The organism is Candidatus Binatia bacterium (assembly GCA_029243485.1).
GTDB lineage: Bacteria > Desulfobacterota > Binatia > UBA12015 > UBA12015 > VGTG01.
Map to the genome: position 1 here is coordinate 110,779 of JAQWRY010000073.1, position 23,245 is coordinate 134,023.

The 23,245-nt window shown below is 66.6% G+C and carries 18 protein-coding genes; 10 read left to right on the plus strand and 8 right to left on the minus strand.

Annotation, left to right across the window (positions count from 1 at the left end):
* Entirely contained in the window at positions 1-1,416 is a 1,416-nt protein-coding gene (locus tag P8R42_21380) for a hypothetical protein (GenBank protein MDG2307151.1), read from the minus strand.
* A 144-nt stretch (positions 1,417-1,560) separates the two neighbouring features.
* On the opposite strand from P8R42_21380, the gene P8R42_21385 reads away from it, so the two are divergent.
* Complete coding sequence (locus P8R42_21385) at positions 1,561-1,947, plus strand: sigma factor-like helix-turn-helix DNA-binding protein (GenBank protein ID MDG2307152.1); 387 nt, start codon at positions 1,561-1,563, stop codon at positions 1,945-1,947.
* Positions 1,944-2,165 carry a hypothetical protein gene (locus P8R42_21390; protein ID MDG2307153.1) on the plus strand — a complete coding sequence of 74 codons (222 nt, stop codon included), beginning with the start codon at positions 1,944-1,946 and terminating at the stop codon, positions 2,163-2,165. Before P8R42_21385 ends, P8R42_21390 begins: the two co-directional genes overlap by 4 nt.
* A 353-nt stretch (positions 2,166-2,518) precedes the next feature.
* Here P8R42_21390 and P8R42_21395 read toward each other — a convergent pair whose 3' ends face one another.
* The 3 genes from P8R42_21395 to P8R42_21405 all read right to left on the minus strand — a co-directional run bounded on the left by P8R42_21395 (position 2,519) and on the right by P8R42_21405 (position 5,259).
* Positions 2,519-4,009: a carboxylesterase/lipase family protein gene (locus P8R42_21395; GenBank protein ID MDG2307154.1), complete on the minus strand. Its 1,491-nt coding sequence runs from the start codon at positions 4,007-4,009 to the stop codon at positions 2,519-2,521.
* Between the two features lie 45 nt (positions 4,010-4,054).
* The gene (locus tag P8R42_21400) at positions 4,055-4,813 is read right to left on the minus strand and encodes an HAD family acid phosphatase (GenBank protein ID MDG2307155.1); all 759 of its coding nucleotides are present in this window, start codon (positions 4,811-4,813) and stop codon (positions 4,055-4,057) included.
* Positions 4,814-4,878: 65 nt separating this feature from the next.
* A complete protein-coding gene (locus tag P8R42_21405; protein MDG2307156.1) occupies positions 4,879-5,259 on the minus strand; it encodes a response regulator in 381 nt (126 codons plus the stop codon).
* 168 nt (positions 5,260-5,427) lie between these two features.
* On the opposite strand from P8R42_21405, the gene P8R42_21410 reads away from it, so the two are divergent.
* The 7 genes from P8R42_21410 (at position 5,428) to P8R42_21440 (ending at position 12,081) form a co-directional block, all read left to right on the plus strand.
* On the plus strand, positions 5,428-5,730 hold the full coding sequence (locus P8R42_21410) for a putative quinol monooxygenase (GenBank protein MDG2307157.1): 303 nt from the start codon (positions 5,428-5,430) through the stop codon (positions 5,728-5,730).
* Positions 5,727-6,716 (plus strand): transglutaminase domain-containing protein, encoded by a 990-nt coding sequence (locus P8R42_21415; protein ID MDG2307158.1) that lies wholly within the window; start codon positions 5,727-5,729, stop codon positions 6,714-6,716. The genes P8R42_21410 and P8R42_21415 overlap by 4 nt, the downstream gene beginning before the upstream one ends.
* Before the next feature lie 2 nt (positions 6,717-6,718).
* A complete protein-coding gene (locus P8R42_21420; protein MDG2307159.1) occupies positions 6,719-7,594 on the plus strand; it encodes an LLM class F420-dependent oxidoreductase in 876 nt (291 codons plus the stop codon).
* A gap of 168 nt (positions 7,595-7,762) precedes the next feature.
* Entirely contained in the window at positions 7,763-8,020 is a 258-nt protein-coding gene (locus P8R42_21425; protein ID MDG2307160.1) for a hypothetical protein, read from the plus strand.
* A 7-nt stretch (positions 8,021-8,027) separates the two neighbouring features.
* Complete coding sequence (locus P8R42_21430; protein ID MDG2307161.1) at positions 8,028-8,396, plus strand: limonene-1,2-epoxide hydrolase family protein; 369 nt, start codon at positions 8,028-8,030, stop codon at positions 8,394-8,396.
* A gap of 158 nt (positions 8,397-8,554) precedes the next feature.
* The gene (locus P8R42_21435) at positions 8,555-9,757 is read left to right on the plus strand and encodes an MFS transporter (protein ID MDG2307162.1); all 1,203 of its coding nucleotides are present in this window, start codon (positions 8,555-8,557) and stop codon (positions 9,755-9,757) included.
* Between the two features lie 5 nt (positions 9,758-9,762).
* Positions 9,763-12,081 carry a DNA polymerase II gene (locus P8R42_21440; protein ID MDG2307163.1) on the plus strand — a complete coding sequence of 773 codons (2,319 nt, stop codon included), beginning with the start codon at positions 9,763-9,765 and terminating at the stop codon, positions 12,079-12,081.
* An 18-nt stretch (positions 12,082-12,099) separates the two neighbouring features.
* On the opposite strand, the gene recD is transcribed toward P8R42_21440, so the two are convergent.
* Genes recD through recC form a run of 3 tightly spaced genes read right to left on the minus strand, consistent with a single transcriptional unit; the run spans position 12,100 to position 20,908 of the window.
* The gene (gene recD / locus P8R42_21445) at positions 12,100-14,007 is read right to left on the minus strand and encodes an exodeoxyribonuclease V subunit alpha (protein ID MDG2307164.1); all 1,908 of its coding nucleotides are present in this window, start codon (positions 14,005-14,007) and stop codon (positions 12,100-12,102) included.
* Positions 14,004-17,657 (minus strand): exodeoxyribonuclease V subunit beta, encoded by a 3,654-nt coding sequence (recB, locus tag P8R42_21450; GenBank protein MDG2307165.1) that lies wholly within the window; start codon positions 17,655-17,657, stop codon positions 14,004-14,006. Before recB ends, recD begins: the two co-directional genes overlap by 4 nt.
* Complete coding sequence (gene recC / locus P8R42_21455) at positions 17,654-20,908, minus strand: exodeoxyribonuclease V subunit gamma (GenBank protein ID MDG2307166.1); 3,255 nt, start codon at positions 20,906-20,908, stop codon at positions 17,654-17,656. The genes recB and recC overlap by 4 nt, the downstream gene beginning before the upstream one ends.
* Positions 20,909-21,071: 163 nt before the next feature.
* Between recC and P8R42_21460 the strand changes: the two genes are divergently transcribed.
* Positions 21,072-22,319, plus strand: a complete 1,248-nt coding sequence (locus P8R42_21460) for an ArsB/NhaD family transporter (protein MDG2307167.1) — start codon at positions 21,072-21,074, stop codon at positions 22,317-22,319.
* Here the strand turns inward: P8R42_21460 and P8R42_21465 are convergent.
* On the minus strand, positions 22,252-23,244 hold the full coding sequence (locus tag P8R42_21465; GenBank protein ID MDG2307168.1) for an alpha-L-glutamate ligase-like protein: 993 nt from the start codon (positions 23,242-23,244) through the stop codon (positions 22,252-22,254). The genes P8R42_21460 and P8R42_21465 overlap by 68 nt on opposite strands.
* Position 23,245: the final 1 nt, after the last annotated feature.

Here is a 23,245-nt window from a genome sequence, read left to right on the forward strand (position 1 = left end):
TCAGATCGGTCCGATTTCGGGGATCAGCTTCGCCACGCGGAGGGAGTCGTCGATTAACCGGTCGACGGTGGGATGCCTGCGGAAGCTGATGTGCCCGCCCGGGTACCAGACGATGCGCGGCCGGTCCCAGTGACGCCAGAGATCTCTCGGGTGATCGGGGGCGACGATCCGGTCGGCCGTCCCGGCAAAGATCGAGCGTCGTTCGTGCGGCACCAGCGGCTTCATCGCCAGTGGAGACACGACGCTGAGGAGTTCTCGGATCTGCTCGTGCACGAGCCCCAGGGCCTCGGCGGCTCGGATTTGCAACGGCGAGCCGTGACGCGTCGATAGCCGGAGGAAGTCCACTGCGGGGATCCCGGCGATGACGGCATCGAGCGGCTCGAGCGAGGAGAGAAGAGCGGCGTTGTACCCGCCGAGTGAGAGGCCATACACACCTACGGGACCGTCCCACTGCGTCCGAATCCACGCGAGGACCCGGCGAAGATCCCACACGGCTTGCGCTTCGGCGTGGATGGAATCCAGGAAGTCCGCGCCGAGGTAACCACCGCCGTTCCGACGCCCGATACGTCGAAGTCCGTGCAGGGGGAGAGTCGGGATCGCGAGGTTCAACCCGAGCCGGTCGTGCAGGCGTCGGGCGCGAAAGGCCCCCAGGTCCGCGCGCGGAAGGCCCATCTCATATCCGTGTACGCAGATCAGCCACGGGCGCGGCGCGCCGTGTCGCAAGATCCATGCGTGTGCCCGGCGATTCGAGGCGTGGTCGAGCCAGCGGTCCCGGCCGGGCTCGTCCGGCCACGGTTCGTACTCGCTGTCGAACTGCATGTGCTCGTAGGACAGGGTGCCGACAGCCGCGCGCGGCATCTCCATCCGTGTCGGTGGCTCTGGCTGGCGATGAAAGGCCGCCGGATCGTCGAACCATCCGCGGCTCCGGAAGAGCGCGCGGGCCTCCGTCGCCTCGTGGAGCACTCGCCTGTGTTCCGCGACCGGGATCGGCGCCGTGCGCAGCGTGAGGCTTGCCAGAATCACCTCGTCGAACGCCACCTCGCCGTCGAGTCCGAGCGATGGCGTCACCGGCGGTACGTCTTCGAGCAGTGGTTCCTGTCGGAGGGCGGTCCGCCCGGCCGCGAGGAAGCTGGCCGCCGAAGCGGCGAACAGCGCTACTGCGAGGACAGGCTCGACGGCGATCGCGAGCGGAAGGCTCAGGAGGGCTCCGGCCGCAGCGCCGAGTGCGAGGAACTGGGGGATGCGTATGTCTCCCGGGTACAACACCGTCGACAGACCCGCCGAGAGCAGCAGGGTGCCCGGGAGCAGGCTTGCCGCCCCGGCGAGTCCGCCGCAACTCATCCCGCACCAGAGCCAGGCGAGACCGGTGAGCGGGGGGAGAAGGACGGGGAGGGACCAACGAGGTGGCTCGAGCATGGTTCGCCCAGCGATACCGTGCCGCCGTCCGCGGGGCCACATCAGAGGTCCCGATATCACCCATTTCGCGCCGAGCGGTCGTAGACCCTGACGGTGCCGGCCAGCTGCCGGCCGCAACAGGAGGTAGAGAAGATAGTCGGAACCATGGCCGCCCAATCAGCTTTTCCCTCGGACGCGATCCCCGTCTGGGATTTCACCCGCCCCGCGCTCCGTATGCTCGGCAAGGAGCGCGATGGGGAGGACGGTGTCGGGGTCTGGAGGAAGCGAGGACGACAGCCGGAGATCGAGGCGGATGCCGAAGTCGAGTTCGCGCCCGCTGCCGAAGGCTCCGCCCAGTTGCGGATCGACCTCGACCGCGCCCTACGCCGCCTGTCTCCGGAGATGCGGTCGGTGGTCGTTGTGCGGTTCTCGGAAGACTTGGCCTACGAGGAGATCGCGCACGTTCGCGGTGCGAGCGTGAACACGGTCAAGACGCAGCTTGCGCGCGCCAAGCGCGTGATGCGTGAGGAGTTGAAAGGAGCTTGGTCATGACTGGACGATCCGGAGATCTCGGAGCTGCCTTCGCGGCGGTGCCGCCATCGCCCGACGGGTTGGGTTCTCGCATCCTGGACTTCGTACGGGGTGCCGCAGAAGATCTGGCGAGCCTTCCCGAGCTCGACCGCATCGTGTTTTCGACGGTCGAGTCGGCGCGCAAGGGTGGTTGCCGGGTCTGTCGAAAGTGTCAGCCGACGGATCCGACGCCCGAATGACGCAGGCCTCATAGGTCAAGTAGGTAATCCTCGAGGCGGAGTTGAACGCATGTTCGAGGAATTCACTTGATCCGATGGTGAGAAGGAGACTAGCGGGTACCATGTCCCAAGAACTCGAGACGGCTAGTCAGGTAGAAGTTCTCGAGACGATGGAGCGACTCTCTCGAGCCGGGTACTGCGAGGTCGATGTAAAGCGTCGTCTTCGGCCCGGCGAGTTTCGGAGAGTGGTGGGGTGGTCGGAGGCGGAGAGGCGGATTCGTTTCACGCTCGAATGGAAAGCAACGGACCGAGGCGTCGAGACGGAGGTGCAAGTTTCAAGGTGACGCGGCTGGCGCGTCCCGCTCGGCCGGAGTTCAGAGAACATCGTCCCAGACGCGACGCTCCGCGGGGAACGGATCGGCTTCGACGCGGGACTCGCGATCGAAAACGAGGGTCTCGCGGCGGGTTTCATCGTAGGGCCGCCATTCGCCGAGGCCTGCGTGCGACGGGTTGCCGCTGCGACCGAATGCAAGCCATGCATCCATGGTCTGCAGGCTGAGGGCGTCGGCCTCGGGGCCACGGCCGGCAAAGCGATCCATTGTCGGTGCGTCGAGTGTGCCGAAGACGAACGGGAGCTCGATCGCGTGGCAGGCGCCGAGGGCACCGCGCCCCGCCGGCGAGGGCCAGGAGAAGAGGTAGGCGAACGTCGCGGATTGGTGCGCGGCCTGCGCTTCGGCGAGTGCGATCGCCGGGAGGCGGAACAGGCGGTCGGTTTCGATCGCGTCGAAGACTTCCCAGGGTGCGCGACCTTCGTGCCCGTACGTTGCGAGCAGGCGCTCGGTGGCCGCCTCGGGGTCTGTCACGGTCGCGCGCCGCAGTCGGGAATGCACATGCTTGCGCAGGCCGGCGGGGTCCATCGCACGGTGACTGCGGATCGCGAATGTGAACAGGCGCCACTCGTCCCGCGTCGTGCCGACGATTAACTCGACGTCGCGCGCGTCGCCCGCGCGGACGGCGTCGAGAGGGTGCACCGGAAGCGTGTCGTCGTCGACGACCGGTGCGAAGGGGAGGAAGATCTCCGCGGCGAGCTTCTCGTGTGTGCGAACCGAGGCTTGAACCAATGCCTCGACCGGGACGTCGCGGAGACGGCGTGCATCGACGTTCTCGAGGTCGAGGGCGCGTCCCATCTCGAACCGAACGCGGGCAGCTTCGTCCTGCGTGAGGGTGGCTTGCGCAGCGCCGCTCTGGGCGATCGCGCGGTGGAAGAGCCCGCGTGCTGCCGGCATCGCGAGGAGCGTGGTGGTGGCCATCCCGCCCGCGGATTCGCCGAAGATCGTGACGTGGTTCGGGTCGCCTCCGAACTGCGCCACGTTGTCGCGGACCCACTCGAGGGCCTGGATCTGATCGTGCTGGCCGACGTTTCGGGCCGCGTCGTCGAGGTGCAGGTAGCCCAGCGGGCCGAGCCGGTAGTTGATCGTCACGAGGACGACGTTGCCGCGCTCGATGAGGGCGCGCCCTTCGTACATCGCCTGGGAGTTGGAGCCCGTTCGGAATGCGCCGCCGTGGATCCAGAAAAGTACCGGGCGGGCGCCGTCGTCGCACCCCGGCGTGAAGACGTTCAGCGCGAGGCAGTCTTCGTTCTGCGGGCCCGACGCCATTCCCTGCAGGGGGCTCGGCGGCTGCGGGCAGCTCGATCCGGTTTCGACGCACGAGCGGACGCCGGCCCACGGCTCCGGTTGGCGCGGCGCTTCGAAGCGGAGCCTGCCGACCGGCGGGGCGGCATAGGGAATCCCGCGGAACACCTGATGGGTGCCGTTGTCGGTGCCCTCGATTCTCCCCGAAGTCGTTTGGACCGTGACCGCCATTCAGAGGTTAGTAGCGCAGTCGTCTGCGGCATGCCCACCGACGTCTCAGGGACGGTAGTACATCGGATTCGGCAGCTTGTAGGTCGCCCGCGCGAGTCCGCCTTCGAGGTCGCTCCACTGATCGCCGACGTTCACGAGAATCTCGAAACCCTGTTCCTGGATCGCGCGACGCGCTGCCGTCTTGTAGGGGACGGCGGAGTCCAGGTCGTAGTCGTCGGGTTTGAGGTGGAGCCCGACCCAGCGCCCATACCCCGCCGCGTGGAGCTGTCGCTCGGTCGCTTCGCGAAGGTGCTCCCGCCGACCGGTCACGAAGAACACCGCGACACCCTGGTCGAGCGCTCGGCGGTAGAGGGCGAGGACACCTGCGTGGGGCGGGGCCACCGAGCCCGAGACCCACTCGTCCCACGCACCCGGGTCCCAGCCAAAGCCCAACTTCCGTTGAATCGCGAACGTGGAAAGGGCGGTATCGTCGATGTCGAGTACGATCGCAGGTCGCTTGGCCGTCGGTAGCTCGGTTTCGAGGCGCGCTGTCGCTTGAGCCGAGATCTGGTTGATTTGTCCCGCCCATTCGCCGCTGTCGTGGAACTCGATGATCTGCGCTTTGGTCTCTGCGAGGTGCGTGAGGGTAGAGCCGTCCGCCAGTCGTACCGCGGACTGTTCGGGGGCCGGTTTCGCAGGGACGAGGGTCACGGCGGGAGGCCGGCTCCCCAGCCCGCAGGCGGCGAGCGACAGCGCGAGAGCAAGGGCGATGGCGTGTGGCCCGGCGCCGACGGCTCGGCGATGTTCAGACTCAGCTGCGCGCATGTCCCGGCCCCGGGGCCTGTTGGATCACGGCTCCGTCGGGGCTTCAACCGCCCCGAGGACCCGAGTCAGGCGGGCGGGGGCGAGACGGCTTGCGAGACGCTGTCGATGAGCTGGCGGGCCGTGAACGGTTTGCTGAGCGTCTGGCCGGCGCCGAAGGATCGCGCCGCATGAAGCAGATCTCTTTTGTCGAGGACGGCGCTGCCGCCGGAGACCGCGATGATCTTCAGCTGAGGCCATTCCCGCCGGAGTTCCAGGATCGTCTCCAGACCTTCCTTTTCGGGCATGATCAGGTCGGTGATGACCACGTCGCAGGCCAGTACCCGCTGTACCTCGAGGCCGACGCGGCCGTTGGCTGCCTGGAGAACCTCGTGCCCGGCGGGCTCGAGGGCCATTCGTGCCATTTCCCGAACGGTCGCGGAGTCATCGATCACAAGTACGCGTGCCACAGTCGCTCCTCAGCTTCTTGGATCGGTCGAATGGATCGGAAACTGGAGCGCGGCCGTCGAACGCGCGTTCGAGGCGGGTTTGGCGGGGCTCCGACATGGCGATCGCCTTAGGGTAGTTTGCGTTTCCGACGGGTGGGCGGTAGCAGCCCGGCAACCGAGGAGGTCCAGGTGATCGTTGTCGCAGGAACCATCGTAATCGACCCGGCCCAGCCCTCCGAGCCGGAGGCTGCCTTCGACCGGATGCGGGTTGCCAGCCTCGCTGAGGACGGCAGCCTGTCCTACCAGGCGTTCCGGGACCGGGTGGACGAGGGCACCTGCTTCATCTTCGAGAAATGGCGCAACCAGGAGGACCTGACGCTTCATTTTCGGGCTTCGTACATGGCCGACTTCGGAACTGTTCTCGCGAGTGACGGCGTGCGCTCGATGGAGGGCCGAAAGTACGAAGTGAGCGCGGGGGGGGACGCCCCGTGAGGGGGCGGCTGCTTGCGGGGGTTGCGGTTCTGGGCCTCGCCTCCATGGCGTCGGTCTCCGCCGGTGACCCGTGGAAGGACAGCGCGCAGTACGCGATAGAGTACCGGGTCGACCTGACGGCGCTCGCGGCAACCGAGAACGACAAGGTTCGAGTTTGGGTGCCGCTGCCGGTCGAGACGACCGATCAGACCATCCTGTCGACCGACATCGACTCGCCGTGGGCCTCGCGCATGGTGCGCGACTCGAACGGGAATCGCGTCGTCTACCTCGAAGGGGAGGGGGCCGCCTCGAAGCCGTTGGTGCTGCGCACGGTGGTTCAGCGCCGCCCATCGCATGGGACGTCGAAGGACCTCGTTTCGAAAGATGGTCCCGACGATCCGTCGCGCTTTGGCAAACCGGCACGGATGATTCCGCTCGAAGGCCTGATCGAGCAAGTGGCGAAGCAGGAGGCCCGTGGCCTCACCGGCGAGGACGAGAAGGTCCGCGCGTATTACGACTACGTCGTTGCGAACATGGCCTACGACAAGAGAGGCACGGGTTGGGGCCAGGGCAACGCAACCTGGGCGTGCACGAACAAGCGCGGGAACTGCACTGACTTCCACTCTCTCTTCATCGGTATGGCACGAAGCCAGGGGATTCCCGCGCGCTTCCTCATCGGCCTCCCGGTCCCCGGCAAGGACGGCGGCGTGATTCCCGGGTACCACTGCTGGGCGGAGTTCTGGGACGAGTCCGCGGGCTGGGTGCCGGTCGATTCCAGCGAGGCGAACAAGAGAGACATGGCTGACGAGTACTATGGTCATCTGCCCAACGATCGTGTGGAGTTCACCACCGGGCGGGACCTTGTTCTGGAGCCGCCGCAGGCCGGTGAGCCCCTCAACTACTTCATCTATCCGTACGTCGAGATCGCGGGAGAGCCCGCAGGCGACGTACCGGCAACCTTCGCGTTCGAGCGCCAGCCGCCCGAGCGCCCGACCTCGGGGAGTTGAACGTGGACATCGGAAAGATTGGCATCTGGGCGTTTCTCGACCTCGTTCCTGCCGCGGAGTCGCAAGCGGCGGCGCGAGAGATCGAGGACCTCGGTTTCAAGGCATTGTGGATCCCCGAGGCGATCGGCCGTGAGGTGTTCACGAGCTCGGCGGTCCTCCTTGCGGGAACCAAGAGCCTCGTCATCGCGACCGGCATCGCGAACGTTTGGGCGCGTGACGCGATGGCGATGGCCAACGCGCAGCGGACGCTCTGCGAAGCGTACCCCGAGCGGTTTCTTCTCGGCATGGGGGTGAGTCACGCCCCGATGGTCTCGACCATCCGAGGGCACAACTACGACAAACCGTTGACCTACATGCGCGGGTATCTCGACGCGATGGATAAATCGATCTTTGCGGGTGCCGCGCCGGCGAGTGAGCCAAAGCGGATTCTCGCGGCGCTGCATCCCAAAATGCTGAAGCTCGCTAGCGAGCGCTCTTGGGGTTCGCACCCGTACTTCGTGACTCCCGAACACACGGCGCGGGCGCGAGAGGCCTTGGGTGAGGGCCGTATGCTCGCGCCGGAACAAGCGGTGGTACTGGAGACGGATCCCGACAAGGCGCGCGCGATCGCGCGCCAGCACATGGCGATCTACATCGGACTTCCGAACTACCGTCGGAACGTGCTCTCCCTGGGCTTCGAGGAGTCGGACTTCGACAACGGCGGAAGCGATCGATTGGTCGACGCCATCGTCGCGTGGGGTGACATCGACGTCATCCGACAGCGCGTCCGGGCGCATCAGGACGCCGGCGCCGACCACGTCTGCCTCCAGGCTCTACCGGAGAACATGGCCGAGTTGCCCCGCGACCAGTGGCGCGCGCTTGCGAAGGGCTTGCTCTAGCGGGCGTTGAAACGTGGCGTTGCCGGCCGGAACGGGGTGTTGCGCGCGGGTGCGGCGTCCCGTTTCACGGTGGGCTCGGAGCTCCGGAAGTAAGGGCGGCTCGGGATGGCGTGCGTCTTGCGATCGAGTCCTCCCGTCGGTGTGTCGTAACCGGTGGGAGGTGGAGCGGTGGCGAAACGGGGCGAGGCGGGAGCGGGCGAGGGTGCGGAAGTGGACCTGGACGTCCAGGCGCTCCTGGAGGAGATGGGACGGGCCGGGCTACGGCCGGCGATGATCGTCTTTCTCGGTGATACGGGTGTGCCGCGCGTCGCCACGCGCGGAGTGGATCCAGTGGAACTCCTGCGGGATCTCGCCCGCCGCAGTCGGGCGGGCCGCCCGTGTCGCCGGGGCGCCGCCGCTTGGCACCAAGCGAGCTCCGACGTATGACGTCGGGATGGATCCAGAGAAGGTAGTAAGAAACTTCTGCGAAACGGTGAAGCAGGTCGATTTGAAGGCGCTCCTGGCGTTCTTCACCGAGGACGCCGTGTATCACAACATCCCGGTGGACCCGGTGCGGGGGCACGCCGAAATTGAATCGACGCTCGCCCAGTTCATGTCTCCGGGCGGCGAGGCCTCGTTCGAGTTGAAGGCCCTCGCGGTGTCGGGCAACAAAGTCCTGACCGAGCGTGTCGACGTCCTCACGATGGGTGGCAAGCGCGTCGAGATTCCAGTCATGGGCACGTTCGAGGTGACTCCCGAAGGGAAGATCAGCGCCTGGCGTGACTATTTCGACATGCAACAGGTGATGTCGCAGCTGGGCTAGTGTCTTGAGTCTGAAGTTGTCCGTCACTTTCGGCGAGGCATCGTCGCTTCTGACAAGAGCGCGATCTCGCCCGCGCGGCGCGTCCGGGCGTTCGGAAACCCCGACGGGCTGACCGGCGTGGTCCGGAGCTCTCCTGCAACCTGCTAGGGTGCCGTCCGGTGGTTGATGACGATCGACGGGGGCTGTGGCTCCTCTTCTTCTGCTTGGTCTGTGTGGGCATCGGGCAGGCGATGTTGTTCGTCATTCTGCCGCCTGCGGCGCGAGAGATCGGCCTGTCCCCCTTCCAGGTCTCGATGATCTTCGCGACCTCGGCGTCGGTCTGGGTCTTCATGAGCCCGATGTGGGGGCGGCGGAGCGACGTCATCGGGAGGCGGCCGGTCTTGTTGATCGGGCTCCTGGGCTTCGCGGCCTCGATGATCTTGCTCGCGACCACGATCGGCTTGTCGCTCGACGGGTACTTCACGCCCATGGTGGCCTTCGGCCTGATGGTCGCGTCGCGTTGCGTCTTTGCGGTCTTCGGGTCCGGCACACCTCCTGCCTCGCAGGCCTACGTCGCTGACCGCACGAGCCGGGAAGAGCGGACGCGCGGCGTGGCCCTCATCAATGCGGCGTTTGGTACCGGTCAAACACTGGGCCCGGCGGTGGGCGCGGGGCTGGCGACCTTCGGACTGCTCGCCCCTCTGTATCTCTCCGCGGGGCTCGCCATCTTCAGCGCGGTGGTGATCTGGCTGTTCCTGCCGGAGAAGGAGAAGCCCGTCGTCGTGGTGCCGAAGGATGGCAAGAAGCTGCGGTTCACCGACGCGCGAATCGTACCGTTCGTCGTCATCGCCATCTGCATGCAGGCGGTACGCGCGACGACGACGATCACGCTTGCGTTCTTTCTGCAGGACATGCTCGCGTTGTCGCCGACGCGAACGATGGAACTCGCCGGAATCGGTTTCATGATCCTCGCGATCGCGGGTCTCGGCGCGCAGCTGGGGCTCGTGCAGAGGCTTCGGATCCGGCCGGCGACGCTGATTCAGACGGGTCTTGGCTCCGGGGTGCTCGCCTTCGGTTTGTTCAATCTCGAACTCGGGTTCGCCGGGTATGCGGTCGCGCTCGCGTTCCTGGGGATGGGCCTCGGTCTGGTGCGACCGGGCAACGCGGCGGGTGCGTCTCTGTCGGTCGCGCCGGAAGAGCAGGGTGCGGTCGCGGGTATCACGAGCGCCATCGGCGTCGTGGGCAACATCTTCGGGCCGCTCCTGGGCACTGCGCTCTACGAGTGGTCCCCGCGAGGTCCGTATCTGTTGAACGGAGTGCTGATGGCCGCTGCGCTCGTGTTCAGTCTCACGCATCCGGGGTTGCGAAGGGCGCGGGCGTAGGGCCGATGCGGGGACTCATCCTGCAGCCGACGTATCGCGTGCGTGGCTCTGGGCCGGTCGTGCAGCTGTACGGCCGCCTGGAGGAGGGGCCAGGCTTCCTGGTCGAGGATGATCGCTTTCGTCCGTATCTGTTCGTGCACACGCGGGACATCGATGCGGTGCCGAGGTCGGATGGCGTTTCGATCGAGATCACCGGCGGGGTGGACTTGATGGGCGAGGCGGTCGCACGCGTTGCGCTCGAGAAGCCCGCGGACGTTCCGGCGATGCGTGATCGGCTGAGACGCGCCGGGGCGCGGGCGCTCGAGGCGGACCTGAGGTTCCCCTACCGATACCTGATCGACCACGGGCTGCGCGCCGGCGTCGAGATCGTCGGCGAGTCGCGCCCTGCCGAAGGAACAGATTCGGGCCTGCTCGTTTTCACCAATCCTACGCTGCGGCCGAGTGACGTCCGGCCGGCGCTCCGAGTTTTGTCGATCGACATCGAGACGCCCAAGGATGCGAGCGCGGTCTGGTCGGTTGCGCTGGCGGGCTGTGACTCAGAAGAGGTGCACCTCGTCGCGCCCGATCCGGTTGCGGGCGCCGTGTCGCACGAAGACGAGGCGACGTTGCTCGCGGCCGTCGCGAGGCGGATCCGCGCACTCGATCCGGACGTGATCACCGGCTGGAACGTCGTCGACTTCGACCTGACGGTGCTCGCCGCCCGTTGTCGCGCCACGGGAGTCTTGGAGGCTTTCGGTCGCGTTCCCGGCGACATGCGATTCGAGAGCGACCGGGGCTTCACCCGTCAGGGCCGCGCCGAGATCCCGGGTCGTGTGGTGCTCGACGGCATCGGAATCGTTCGGGATGCACTTCGGCTGCCGGACTACCGATTGGAGACCGTGGCCCAATCCGTTCTCGGTCGCGGGAAGCAGATCGATCACGAGGCGCCCGACGCCGCGGCGGAGATTGCCCGGTTGTATCGCGAGGATCGACCTGCGCTCGTCGCCTACAATCTGGAGGATGCTCGACTGGTTCTGGAGATCCTGGAGAAGGAGGGCCTACTGGACCTCACTCTCGAGCGGAGTCTCCTGTCCGGTATGCCGTTCGATCGCGTCGGGGCCAGCGTGGCGTCGTTCGATCGGCTCTATCTTCCGGAGCTGCGCAAGCGGGGCGCGGTGGCGGGGAGTGTGGCTGACGTGCGGGGCGGCGGGCCAATTGCGGGCGGTGCGGTACTCTCTTCGACTCCGGGCTTGTTCCGGAACGTTGCGGTCCTGGATTTCAAGAGCCTGTATCCGAGCCTGATCCGCACCTTCCAACTCGATCCGCTCGCGCACGCGCGTGCGGCCCGCGAGGGAATGGACGATCCGATCATCGCCCCGAACGGGGCACGCTTTGCCCGCGGCGACGCGATTCTTCCGGGCCTTCTCGATCAGTTTCTGGCCAGCCGCGAGGAGGCGAAGCAGCGCGGCGCGCGACACGCGGACCAGGCGATCAAGATCATGATGAACGCGTTCTTCGGGGTGCTCGCGTCGCCGGGGTGTCGGTTTTTTGATCCAGACATCGCGAACGCAATTACGGGCTTCGGTCAGCAGACGCTCGGTTGGACTCGCGACATCCTCGAAGCAGAGGGTTTGCGTGTGCTCTACGGCGACACGGACTCGGTTTTCGTTGAGTTGCGGGCGGTTCAGTCTGGCGAGGCAGCACGGGAGGAGGCCGAGGCGGTGCGAAGCCGGGTGCAGGAGCGCATCTCGGTGCGGATCGCGGAGGAGTACCGCGTGGAACCGCGGCTGCTGCTCGAGTTGGAGTACGTGCTCGATCGGTTCTTCCTGCCTCGGGTACGCGGCGGCCGCGGCGGAAGTAAGAAGCGATATGCGGGCTGGCGAGACGAGAACCTGTTGATCGTCGGACTCGAGTCGGTGCGGCGGGATTGGCCGGCGGTCTCGGGGCGCCTTCAGCGAGGCATCCTAGAGCGTGTCTTCACGGACCGTGAGGTCTTGCCGTTCGTGAAGGAAGTCGTCGAGAGGGTTCGCGCGGGCGAGTTGGACGAGGAACTCGTGTACGTGAAGCGCATCCGGAAGGGCGACGTGTCGAGCTACACGCGGACGACGCCACCGCACGTTCAGGCGGCGCGCAAGGTGCCGGACTTCCGGGGTGGGATCATCCGCTACGTCGTGACGCGCGACGGGCCGGAGCCGGTGCTCCCGGGGCGCCCGCTCCCGGAGGGCATCGACCACGCGCACGCCGAGGAGAAGTTGCTGCGACCGATCGCCGACGCGATCCTGCCGGAGGTGGGTTCGAGCTTCGACGAGGCCGTTGGGAATCCGCGGCAGCTCAGTCTTCTGTAGGGGTGCGCCCGGCCGCAGTCAGAAGAGCTCGCCCTGCGGCGGGCCGCCTTCGCGAGTCGTGGGAGGCGGGGTGGCTTTGGGGACGGGCGGTTGCGGGAAGTCCTTTACGCCCAGGGCTTCCGCCAACCCCGAAGTCCTCGGGAGCTGTTTGAACATGCCTTCCGCGAACCGCTGGGGGTCGCCGAGGATGTCCAGCTTCGATCGTGCGCGCGTCGCGCCGGTGTAGAGGAGTTCGCGGCTGACGAGCCGGGAGTCCGCGTCGGGGAGAGCGAGGAGCACGTGCTCGAACTCGGAGCCCTGGCTCTTGTGAACCGTCAGAGCGTAAGCCGTCTCGGCGTGCGACAATCGTCCCGGAGGAAGGTCGCGCAACTCCCCCGACGTTCCTTCGAAGTAGACGCGCAGTTTCCCGTCGTCTCGGCGGAGCGCGACGCCGATGTCTCCGTTCCACAGTCGCTGCGCGTAGTCGTTGCGCGTGACGAGCACAGGTCGCCCTTCGTACCAGGTCTGGCCGGCCGCGATGCGACGTCGTCGTCGAAAATGCGCTTCGATCCGCGCGTTCCAGCTGGTGACGCCGCTTGGGCCATCGCGGAGGACACACAATACGCGGAAGCGGTTGAAGCTCGTGAGTACGTCGGCCGGCGCGGCGTGCTTTCGGATCGCATCGAGGAACGGAGCGAACCCGTCGGTTACGCGGGTGGCGACCGCCGGGCCCAAGTCGGTCGGCGCGGAGGCCTCGGTAGGGATCCAGGAGATGTCGGCGGGTGGATGCTCGACGAGCTGTGTGAGTGCGGCGCCATCGCCGGCGCGGATGGCAGACGCGAGGGTGCCGATGCCCGAGGCTTCATCGAAGCGGAACGAATGGCGCAGGAGCGTGATCGAGCCGGAGAGCGCGGTGGCCTGATCGCTCGCCGGGCTCGGTGCGTGTCCCGTGACGCGTTCGATCTCAGATCGTAGCTCCGGAGGCGGGGCGGGGGAGGCCGCGCACAGTTCGCCGAAGACCGATCCGACGCCGACCGGGGGCAGCTGATCTTTGTCGCCGATCAACACCAACCTGGCCGCCTTCGGAAGCGCATCGACGACCTTAGCCATCATGGCGAGGTCGACCATGGAAGTTTCGTCGATGATCAGAGCGTCGAGCGGAAGGGGCTGCTCGGCGTTATGCCGCAAGCGTGTGGCGTTGGGGCTTCCGCCGAGGAGCCGATGAAGGGTGGCCGGCTCGTCGCGCATGATGCGGTCGATCGTGCCGTCGGAGTCGAGCGAACCGCGGTACTCCCGGAGCTGCTCCTTCAGCCGTCCCGCGGCCTTGCCCGTGGGTGCGGCGAGCCGCACGCGCAGGGGGCGATCGGGCTGCGACTGGGAGGCGAGCAGTCGCAGAATGCAGGCGACGATCGTGGTCTTGCCGGTTCCGGCACCGCCCGAGATCACCGCGAGCCCGCGGAGGATGGCGGTGACGGCGGCCACGCGTTGGCCCTCGGAGAGCTGTTCGCGGACGGGCAGGCCGTTCCAGGTATTGGTGAGCGTGTCTAGATCGATGCCCTCGGGCCGAGTCGCCGCGCGGCGCTCGAGGTCGTGCGCCACCTTATCTTCGTACTCCCAGTAGCGGTGGAGATAGAGCCGGCCGGCGTCGGTCAAGACGAGCGGTCGATTCTCACCCGGGGCGCCCACGGATCCGCTCGCGCGGAGCGCAGTCATCCAGTCGGGTAACGATGGGGCGAGAGCCTCGGCCGGTGCCGCGTTGTCCGGCCAAGGACGGCCCGCGTACTCTCGTAGGTCGAGGCACGCGCCTCCCTCGAGGGTCTGCTGGCTCGCGAGCGCCGCTCCGAGCCAGACTTCCCGCGGATCGTCGCCGGTGCGTTCAGCCAGGAAGTCGGCAAAGCGACGCGGTAGCTCGTCGAGGAACGATGGAGTGAACGTCGCGGCCGTCATGCGTTGCCTCCGGCGCCGGCGGCGTGGCCCCGTCCGATGCGTTCGTCGAGCTCCTCGATGAGTGCGCGTGGTGGGCAATCGAAGAAGATGCCGGAGGTCGAACCACGCTTGGGCTGCATGCCGCGAAGGAAGAGATAGTACGACCCGCCCATGTGATGATCGTAATCGTATTTTGGGATGCGAAGTCGGAGCAGGCGGTGCAGCGCAAGGGTATAGGTGACGTACTGCAGCGTGTAGAGCTCGTGGCGAACGACGGCCTCGAGTGCCTTGGGCCGATACGCCTCGAAGCTGCCGCCCAGCCAATTGGATTTGTAGTCGGCAAGGTAGTACATGCCGCCGGATTCGAAGACGAGATCGATGTATCCCTTCACGTAGCCGTCGACGAGCGGACGAGGAAGCTCGTCTTCGGGGCCGCGGTCGGGCACGCCGGGATAGCCGTGCGTTTCGAGCAGCTCGTTCAGACCCTCGAGCGTGAGCTGGCCAGCCGGGTAGTGGAACTCGACCTCGTTCAAGCGCTGTGCCATCGAAACGTCGCCGAGGCGGACGGCGCCGCCGTCATCGAGCGGCGTGTCGAGGACGTCTCTCATCATCTGCTGGATCGTTGGGACCCAGAACGATGGGAAGCCGTACTCGTCGAGCGTGCTCGCGACGAGCGTGCGCAGGCGGTCGGGATCAGCGTCGGTGAAGTCCCACTTCTCGAAGAGCTGGTGCAGACAAACCCCGGCGCGCGCGCCCTTGGGGAAGCCGAAGAGATCGCGGCCGGTTTCGGCTTCTTGTGTAGGGGCCGTCGCGCGGCCGTCTCGGTCCGCGAAGTCGACGCTTCGTCCGCCTCGGAGGGCAGAGAAGCTCGTGATGCGCCACCGGTTCTCTACGTTTCGAGAGATGGTCCTCGCGCGGAGCGGCCCGGTGGCCCCGATCGCAGGAAGAGAGATCGGCTCGGGTGCCTCGTCTGTCGGGCGAGCGAGAGATTGCACCGCAAGTGCGCCGCCGGAGTCGTCCGCGACTTTCGCGAGTGCCGCGAGGAGCTCGTCATCGCCTAGATCCTGGTAGGGGAGGGAGAGTGGGTCCGCTCCAGAGCCGCCGCGCTCGGTCTCCCGATGGAGCAGCCAAGCGAGAGCGGATCGCTTCTCGGACTTCACCGCGCCCCAGCCGAACGTGCAGTGGTGCCTGGCTCGCGTCAGCGCAACGTACAGGAGACGCAGGTCCTCAGCGAGCTCTTCTCTCTCGGCGATCCGTTCGTACTCTTCCTTGTCGGGGCTGCCGAAATCGATCAGCGGGCGCCCGCCCTCCGTCCCCGGCTTGTGGAACGTGACGAACGGAGGATTGCGATCGCTCTTGCTCGACGTCCAAGCGAAGGGCACGAAGACGATCGGGTACTCGAGGCCCTTGGAATTGTGCAGCGTGCTGATCTGCACGAGGTTCTCGTCGCTTTCGAGTCGGAGTAGGTGTTCGAACGGGGAGGCACCGTTGCTTCCGCTCACACTGCGGCGGGTCGCGAGCCACTGGAGGAGCTTCTCGGCGCCGCTGTGCTTCGTTGTGGCTTCGCTGGTCAGCAGCTCGCCGATCTGAAGCAGGTTCGTGAGCCTTCGTTCGCCGTCGGGGCCGTCGAGTAGCCGCTCTGCGATTTTTCGGCTGCGCAGAAGCCGTCGGAACATCTGGCCGAATCCGTCCGCCAACCAGACCCTGCGGTACTCGTGGAAGCTCGCCGTCTCGTCGTCCCACCCTTGTTCGCTCTCCGAGAGCTGAACGAGTTGCTCGGCTGTCACGCCGAGTAAGGTCGTCGAGAGCGCACCGCGAACGAGCCTCTCGTCCGTGGGTTCCGCGATGCCGGCGAGGATGCGTTCCATCTCCTCGGCCTCGGTCGAGCCGAACACGCTGTGCTGTGACAATTCGACGGCCGCGATGCCGCGCGCGGACAGCGCTCGGCGAACTCGAAGGCCCTGCGAGTGGCTACGCACCAGGACGGCAATGTGGCCGCCGTGGATCGGAACGCCCGGGCCGCCCTTGGCTGGAATCTCCGTGCCGCTTTGGAGGAGTCGCGCGATTTCGTCGGCGGTTGCTTCCGCGAGCCACTCCAGGGCGTCCGAAGATCCCAACTTGGCATCCTCCCCGCGGGGCAGAAACCACGCGCGGACCGGAGGGAGCCCCGTGGACTTCCGAAACTCAGCCGCGACCTCTCCGTAGGCGGGGCGAGCCGATTGGAACGGAATGTCGGCCAGGACGAAGGGGTCGTCGTTCGCGCGGAAGATCGCGTTCACGCCTTCCACCACGCCGGCGTCGCTTCGGTAGTTCTCGTCTAGCGTGTAGCGGTCCCGCGCATCACGCCTTGCTTCGAGGTACGCGAAGACGTCGGCGCCGCGGAAGGCGTAGATGGCCTGCTTGGGGTCTCCGACGAGGAATACGGGAGCTTCGCTGTCGCGGTAGATCTGGTTGAAGATGGAGTACTGCAGCGGGTCCGTATCCTGAAATTCGTCGATCAGCGCGGCGCCGTAACGTTCCCGCAACGTCTCGGCGAGGGCTGCACCCGTAGCCTCGGACCGCAGTGCGTCGTCGAGGTCGATCAGTAGATCGTCGAACCACCGCACGCGACGCTCTTCCTTCCGTCGCCGAAGCTCGTCCGAGCAGAACTGCAGGAGGTCCGCGCGCATCTTGCAGAGGCGGGCGAAGTAGTTCGGCTGGAGGCCGGCCTGCACCCGGAGGATCTCGCCGCAGGTCTCGAAGAAGGGATGGGTCGGCGTCTCTTTGTTCTTGTTCGTGCCTTCTCGAAGACCGTCCGGCGTGAACTTGTGGAACATCTTGAACAGTTTGATCGACGGTGTCGTTCCGGCGAGCATGAGGTCCATCTCGTCGCCCCAGTTTTGGATGCTGGAGGCTTTGTACTTCGAGCGCGAGAGCCCCGGTGCCTGCAGGAGCTGGAGAACTGTGGGGCGCTTCGCCGCCCACTCGGTCCGTGCCCGTTCGAAGAGCCGGGCGTATTGCGCCTCGTCGCCAACGACGTCCGGCACGTCGGGGACCAGGACTTCCGCGAATGGTCGGCCGACGAGGCTGGCGATCTCGCTTCGAAGCTTGCTCGGGTCGAGCCCCGCGTCCAGCACGTACCGCACCCAGAGGGGCGAGCCCTGGTAGGTTTCGCGCCGCCAGAAGTCTTCAACGCATTCTGCCAGTAGCTCGTTCTGATCGCCGAGCATCTCGGACGCGAGAGGCGCGCCGCTCTCGAACGCGCTCTCCGCGAGCACGCGCTGGCAGAAGCCGTGGATCGTGAAGATCGCTGCCTCGTCGAACGTGCGGAGGGCATTGCCGAGCCGTCGGTAGGCGCGTTCCGTGTTGGAGGAACGCTCGACGAGCTCTCCGACCAGATTGCGGGGCGGCTTGTATTCTTCCCCTTTTGCGTCCTGCGCGTTCTTCTCGGCGAACGCTTCGAGTGCCTCCTGGATGCCGGTGCGGATCCGGGTCCGCAGCTCGGACGTCGCAGCCACCGTGTACGTGACGACCAGGATGCGTTCGGGTGTCAGGTCGGTTTCGAGGAGGAGCCGTAGGTAGAGGCCGGTGATGTTGTACGTCTTGCCCGTGCCGGCGCTGGCCTCGACGGCGTGGATGCCGGGCAGAGAGACGTCGAGGACCTTCAGCGGTTGGTGGTCTGCCGTGCTCACTTCGTAAACTCCGCCGCGTCGAGGAGAGGTCCGAAGACCTGGTGGGCGAGCGTCAGGAACTCGGCATCGCCGGGGTCTCGGCTGCGGAACGCCACATTCGGGTAGGCGTTCCACGGGCTGGCGATCTCGGAGAGTGCGACGGTTTCCCGACTGCCGAGGAGGCACTCGATCGATTTGTCCGGGAACAGCTGCATGGGGCGCTGCAGACCGTCCCAATACAGCTCCAAGAGTTCGGAGAGCCGTTGCGCTGCGTTCGGGATCGGCTTCAGTTCGAGAACCCCCAGATTGGAGACGCGCCGGCTAGTGAGGGCGACGCCGGGTGGGGACATGACGTTGAGCGCGAGATGGCGAATCCAGAGCGCCAGATGATCGCGGCCGTTCGGCTGGGTTGCCTTGCGGGGGGAGCCGGGCTTGCGCGTGTTGTCGAAGCCGTGATCGACGATGCCGTCGTGTGTGAGCCCGGAGAGGGCACCCACGAGGCGGAGGTTGCCGAATTCTTGATCGATCGTCTCCGGAGGAAGCCGTTCGGCGGGGAGAAGGGGCAGGAGTCGGCTCGCCACCTGGCCCACCTCGACCTGTAGGCTTTCGAGCGCGCGTTCGCCGACGAGTCCGTGGGGGAGCGCACCCGAGGCGCGGACGAGGTCGCGCAGCTTGCCCTCATCGTGGCGCTCGAGGGCGAGGTCCATCAGGCGGTCGCGGACCTGGTAGCGATTCAGCTGGACGAGCTCGAATGGTTCGCTGTTTTCGATGAGGGATTCGGAATCGTCGAGCACGACGCCCAGCCGGTTCTTCAGGAAGTACTTCGTGGGATCGCGGTAGAACCGTAGGAGCGCGTCGAGGCGTACGGTGCGCCATTCCTCATCGGGCGTCGGAAGGGTAGACGACAGAAAGGCCGGCGCGGTGGTTGGTCGGTTCCGGGCGGCGTTTCTCGAGGCTTTGGCGGCCTCGCAGAGCTCGCGTGCGTAACTGAACAAGCGGTCGTCGCCCGCGAAGTAGCGTGGACTGAAGGGTTGCAAGGGATGCGTGGTGACCAGATCGAGCATTTGCACGCCGTCGTCGCCGACGCAGCTCGTTTGAATCGCGTCCTGCAGCTCGCTCGCGAGGATGGAGGGCGGGATGTCGGTGTTGTCGCGGATGCTGCGCCCCACGTAGCTCACATAGAAGGTGTGTCGGGCCGAGAGCAGGGCCTCCAGGAAGAGGTAGCGGTCGTCGTCACGACGGGACCGGTCGCCCTTTTGCGGGTGGCGGGGAACGAGGTCAAAACCGGGAGGACGCCGACTCCGAGGATACGACTCGTCGTTCATCCCTAATAGGCAGACGACCTGAGCCGGGATGTTCCGCATGGGCACCATCGTGCAGAATGTGACGGAGCCCGAGAGGAAGGCCCACGCGCCGCCGGGCTGGCGAAGGAGTCTGTCGAGGCCGCGCAGGATCAGCTGCAGCGAGAGCGTGTCGGCGCATCCTGCGCGGTGGCTCTCATCGACCAGGCGCCGCACGGCCGCGCGGATCGTCTCGATGTCCTCCTCTGCTTCGCGCCCCGAGAAGAAGCGCGTGAGGAGTCCATCGAGCGTGTCCTGCCATTCGGCCGCCGTCCGTGGGGTACCGAGATCGTGCGCGGCGTCGAAGATCTCTTCCGCAAAGCGGTCGAGTTCGCCCATCAAGCGGACCTCGGGTCCCTCGACGTCGTCACACGGCAGGATCCCGTCGAACGTTCGGCTGCCGTTGCCGACCATGGCGTGCCCGAGCATCAGCCGGTCGAGACCGAAGCGCCAGGTGTTCTCGGGAACGGCCGGGAGGTCGAGAGAGTCGCGATGCGCGGCGTCGATCCCCCATCGGATCCCGGACGTGCGGACCCACTGCGCCAGGCGCGGCAGATCCCCCTCTTCGAGGTCGAACCGTCGCCGGACCGCTTCGGTCTCCAGGAGGGAGAGCAGCTGTGTCGCGTCGAACCGCCCCTCGGGGAGTTCGAGGAGCGCGAGGAAAGCGGCCACCGTCGAGCGTTCGCTGCGTGGCTGGCGGTCCGCGATGGCATACGGGACGTACCGATGGCCCGTGGCTGTTCCGAAGACGGAGTCGATCAGAGGCGCGTAGGTCTCGATGTCCGGGGTCATCACCCGGACTTGCGATGGCTCGAGGTCGGGATCGTTGCGGAACAGGTCGAGCAGCCGGTCGTGGAGCACCTCCACCTCGCGCATCGGACTGTGGCAGGCGTGGATCTGTACCGAATGGTCGTCCGACGGAACGGCGGCGGGCTCGGCGGCGGATGCGTCGTCGCGATTGCGCGTTCGCAGGTCGAGGATGTCGCCCTGGAGGACGTCGAGGATGCGGGCCGGTGTCGCGCCGCCGTTGGGGTCCTCGAAAGACTCGGTTCCGGTAGCTTCGCCGGGCTGCAGCATCGAGATGAAGTCGCGCCCCTGGCGGCCCATCGATGCGAGAAGCGGGTTTCCGGAAACATAGTAGAGCTCGGCCGGGTCGGTTTCGCCGCTGCGTCGCGCGATGTCGGACGGCGGGAGAATGTCCTCCCAGTATGCCCGACATGGATTCACTACGAACAGGTCGACCTCCGCGACCTCGGAGAGCCGTCGGAACGTCGCGAGGTGCATTCGCGTGAGTGCGGGAATGCCGAAGACCATGACGCGTTCGGGCAGGTGGGCGCCGGCGAGCTTCGAATTCGAAACCTGTTCCAGCTCGAGCGCAAGGCGTGCTCGGTGGCGAGGTTCACCCGTGCCGACCAAGCGCCGCCAAAGGGCGGCCTGCCACTTCTCGTCTCGGGTTTCCGGGGGATAGAAGACCCGGTCCTCCTCCCAGGCCACGATCATTTCCGGGCGATAGACTAGGTACTGGTCGAAGACTTCGGCGATGTGCTCGGCCAGCTCGAACCGTCGAAGGTCGTCGCTGTCTTCGAGGTAGCTCGCCAGCGGGCGGAAGGCCGGTTCTCCGGCGAGGTCGTCGAGGAGCCCGAAGATTCGCCAGGACAGAACGGCCACCGAGTACGCGGGCTCTTCCGGGACGTTCTCGAGCGCGGCGCGCCAGATGTCCCAGGCGAACGACGACGGAAGTGGGAACTCCACGTTGGCGCACACACCGAGCCGGTCGGCGAGCCGAAGAGACAGCCAGCGGGCCATGCCCGGGTTCGGCACGACGATTCGTTCGGGCTCGAACGGCGAGCCAAGTGGGCGTCGGCAGAGTTCCGCGAGTAGGTCGGCCAGTCGTTCGAGCCGGTTGCTCTGGTGAATCCGAAGGTCTGCCATCCGTGCTTCGCTCTGGCTATACCCGATGCTGCGCGAGCGTACGAGAGGCGGCACGCGTTCCCACTGGGCGGCAAACGAGCTATGTCTGGGCAACGGTGGAGCCGCAGCCGGGGATCGCGATCGCCGCTTTCGGGCGGCACGCAGGCAAGAGGAGGAGGACGGCGTGAGCCGAGAGATGGCCAGCCTTCTCGTCCTCGTCGTGACGTTGGTCGGGTTGCTCTTACGTCCGCTCGGTCGGGGGGAGAGCTTCTGGGCCGCCCTCGGCGCGGCGGCGGTTCTCGCCGGCGGCCTGCTCTCGATTCGGTCGGCCGCGGGCCATCTGATGGAGGTCGCGTCGGTCGTCGGGTTTCTCGTCGCCGTCACGTTGATTGCAACGCTCGCGCAGCGAGCCGGCGTCTTCGAAGCGTTGGCGTTCGCCCTCGCGCGACGAGCGCGGGGGAGCCAGGCGCGGTTGTTCGGTCTCTTCTATCTCCTTGCGGTGGGCACGACGACGGTGCTCTCCCTCGACGCGACCGCAGTCCTCCTCACGCCGGTAGCTGTCGGGGTCGCGCGCGCGGCCGGGTTTTCGGTCTGGCCCTACGCGTTCGCCACGATTCTGGTGGCGAACGCCGGCTCCCTGCTCTTGCCGATGTCGAACCTCACGAACCTCCTCGTCGCTCGGCAGGCAGGACTGACGATCGGGACGTTCGCGTCGGAATCGGCCCTGCCGGCGACCGCCGTTCTGCTGTCGGGGTTCGTGTTTCTGCGGATTCGCTACCGCAGTGAGCTGGCCGTGCCCTTCACGGTGCCCAAGGCTCCACCGATTGCGGATCCGGCCCTGTTTCGCCTGTGTGCGAGCGTTTGCGCCGGGTTGCTGCCGGCCTTCCTCGCCGCGTCGTGGTTCGGGGTGTCGGTCGAGGAGACGGCACTGGGTGCGGCCGCCTTCCTGCTGGTCACGGTGGCGATCCTGCGGCGGGGCGCCGCGCACCCGAGGGGCTTGGTACCGTGGCCTCTCGTCGTGATGTTCGTCGGTCTCTATCTCGTCGTCGCGGCGGCGCGAGACAATGGGCTCGGCCCCGACATCGCACACTGGCTGGCGCCGTTTCGGGACGACTCGCTGTCGAGTCTGAGCGTCACGGCGCTCGTGGCCGCGCTCTGCTCGAATGTCGCAAACAACCTGCCAACCTACTTGCTCCTGGCGCCGGAGGCTTCGGGGTCGCAGCTTTTCGCAATCCTTCTCGGGACGAACGTCGGGGCGTGTCTCACGCCGATCGGCAGCCTTGCCACACTGTTGTGGCTTGACGTGCTTCGTCGAACCGCGGCGGAAGAGCCACCGTCGTGGCTGGTCTACACACGGTTCGGGATCACCGCGACGCCGGTTCTTCTAGGGGCAGGACTGCTGGGCCTGTGGCTGCGAACGCTTGTTTACTGAAACGGACGCGGTCGTTCGCGTCGCGGCCCGCCCGCGCCGCCTCTTTTTCGACGCGCTCGCATCGGTCGGTGAGACCGGCGCCGTTCGCGATTTGGATGTTCAGCCCGGGGCGCGCGTTCAACTCGAGGAGGAGGGGGCCCCGGTCGCGGTCGAGCACGATGTCGACGCCGAGGAAGCCGAGGCCGGTCATCTCGTAGCAGCGGGCGGCCAGCGCGAGGAAAGACTCCCATTCGGGGAGTTGGAGTCCGGCGACGCGGTGGCCGGTATCCGGGTGCTCGTCGATGGTCTCGTTGCCCCAGACGCCGGCGAGCGTGACGCCACTCGCGAGGTCCACGCCGACGCCGATCGCTCCCTGGTGCAGGTTCCCGCGGCCTTCGGATTGGCGGGTCGGGAGTCGGACCATTGCCATGACCGGGTAGCCGAGAACTACGAGGATCCGGACGTCCGGGACGCCCTCGTAGCTGATCTTCTCGAAGAGCGGTGAGAACAGGACCCGGTACTCGATCATCGCGAAGTCCCGCGCGCCGCCGAGGCTGTAGGCGCCGCTCACGATGTTCGACGCGTGATAGGCGACGTCGTCGTACCCGATCCACAGCCCGTTGGCCTTGCGGAACTTCTTGTTCCGCTGATTCGTGATGACGAGGATACCATCGCCGCCGGCGCCGTGCGCGGGCTTCATGGCGAAGTCCGGGTGATCCTCGACGATGCTGGGAAGGTTCCGCACGTCGTGCTGGATCTCGAGGACACCGTACAAGGGAGGTGTCGGCACGCCGTGTTTCGCCGCGAGGGTCTTGGTGCGGAGCTTGTCGTCGACGAGGGGGAACAGCTTTCGCGGGTTGTACCGGAAGATTAGGTCCCGATTGCGTTGGTTGATCCCGAGCACATGCGCCTTGCGCAGGCCACGGAGTCGGTTGAGCAACGCCATC

Excerpts from the sequence above, each read along its gene's own strand:
- P8R42_21380 (MDG2307151.1), bottom strand. The coding sequence starts at position 1,416 with ATGCTCGAGCCACCTCGTTGGTCCCTCCCCGTCCTTCTCCCCCCGCTC.
- P8R42_21385 (MDG2307152.1), top strand. The coding sequence starts at position 1,561 with ATGGCCGCCCAATCAGCTTTTCCCTCGGACGCGATCCCCGTCTGGGAT.
- P8R42_21390 (MDG2307153.1), top strand. The coding sequence starts at position 1,944 with ATGACTGGACGATCCGGAGATCTCGGAGCTGCCTTCGCGGCGGTGCCG.
- P8R42_21395 (MDG2307154.1), bottom strand. The coding sequence starts at position 4,009 with ATGGCGGTCACGGTCCAAACGACTTCGGGGAGAATCGAGGGCACCGAC.
- P8R42_21400 (MDG2307155.1), bottom strand. The coding sequence starts at position 4,813 with ATGCGCGCAGCTGAGTCTGAACATCGCCGAGCCGTCGGCGCCGGGCCA.
- P8R42_21430 (MDG2307161.1), top strand. The coding sequence starts at position 8,028 with ATGGATCCAGAGAAGGTAGTAAGAAACTTCTGCGAAACGGTGAAGCAG.
- P8R42_21440 (MDG2307163.1), top strand. The coding sequence starts at position 9,763 with ATGCGGGGACTCATCCTGCAGCCGACGTATCGCGTGCGTGGCTCTGGG.
- recD (MDG2307164.1), bottom strand. The coding sequence starts at position 14,007 with ATGACGGCCGCGACGTTCACTCCATCGTTCCTCGACGAGCTACCGCGT.
- recC (MDG2307166.1), bottom strand. The coding sequence starts at position 20,908 with ATGGCAGACCTTCGGATTCACCAGAGCAACCGGCTCGAACGACTGGCC.
- P8R42_21465 (MDG2307168.1), bottom strand. The coding sequence starts at position 23,244 with ATGGCGTTGCTCAACCGACTCCGTGGCCTGCGCAAGGCGCATGTGCTC.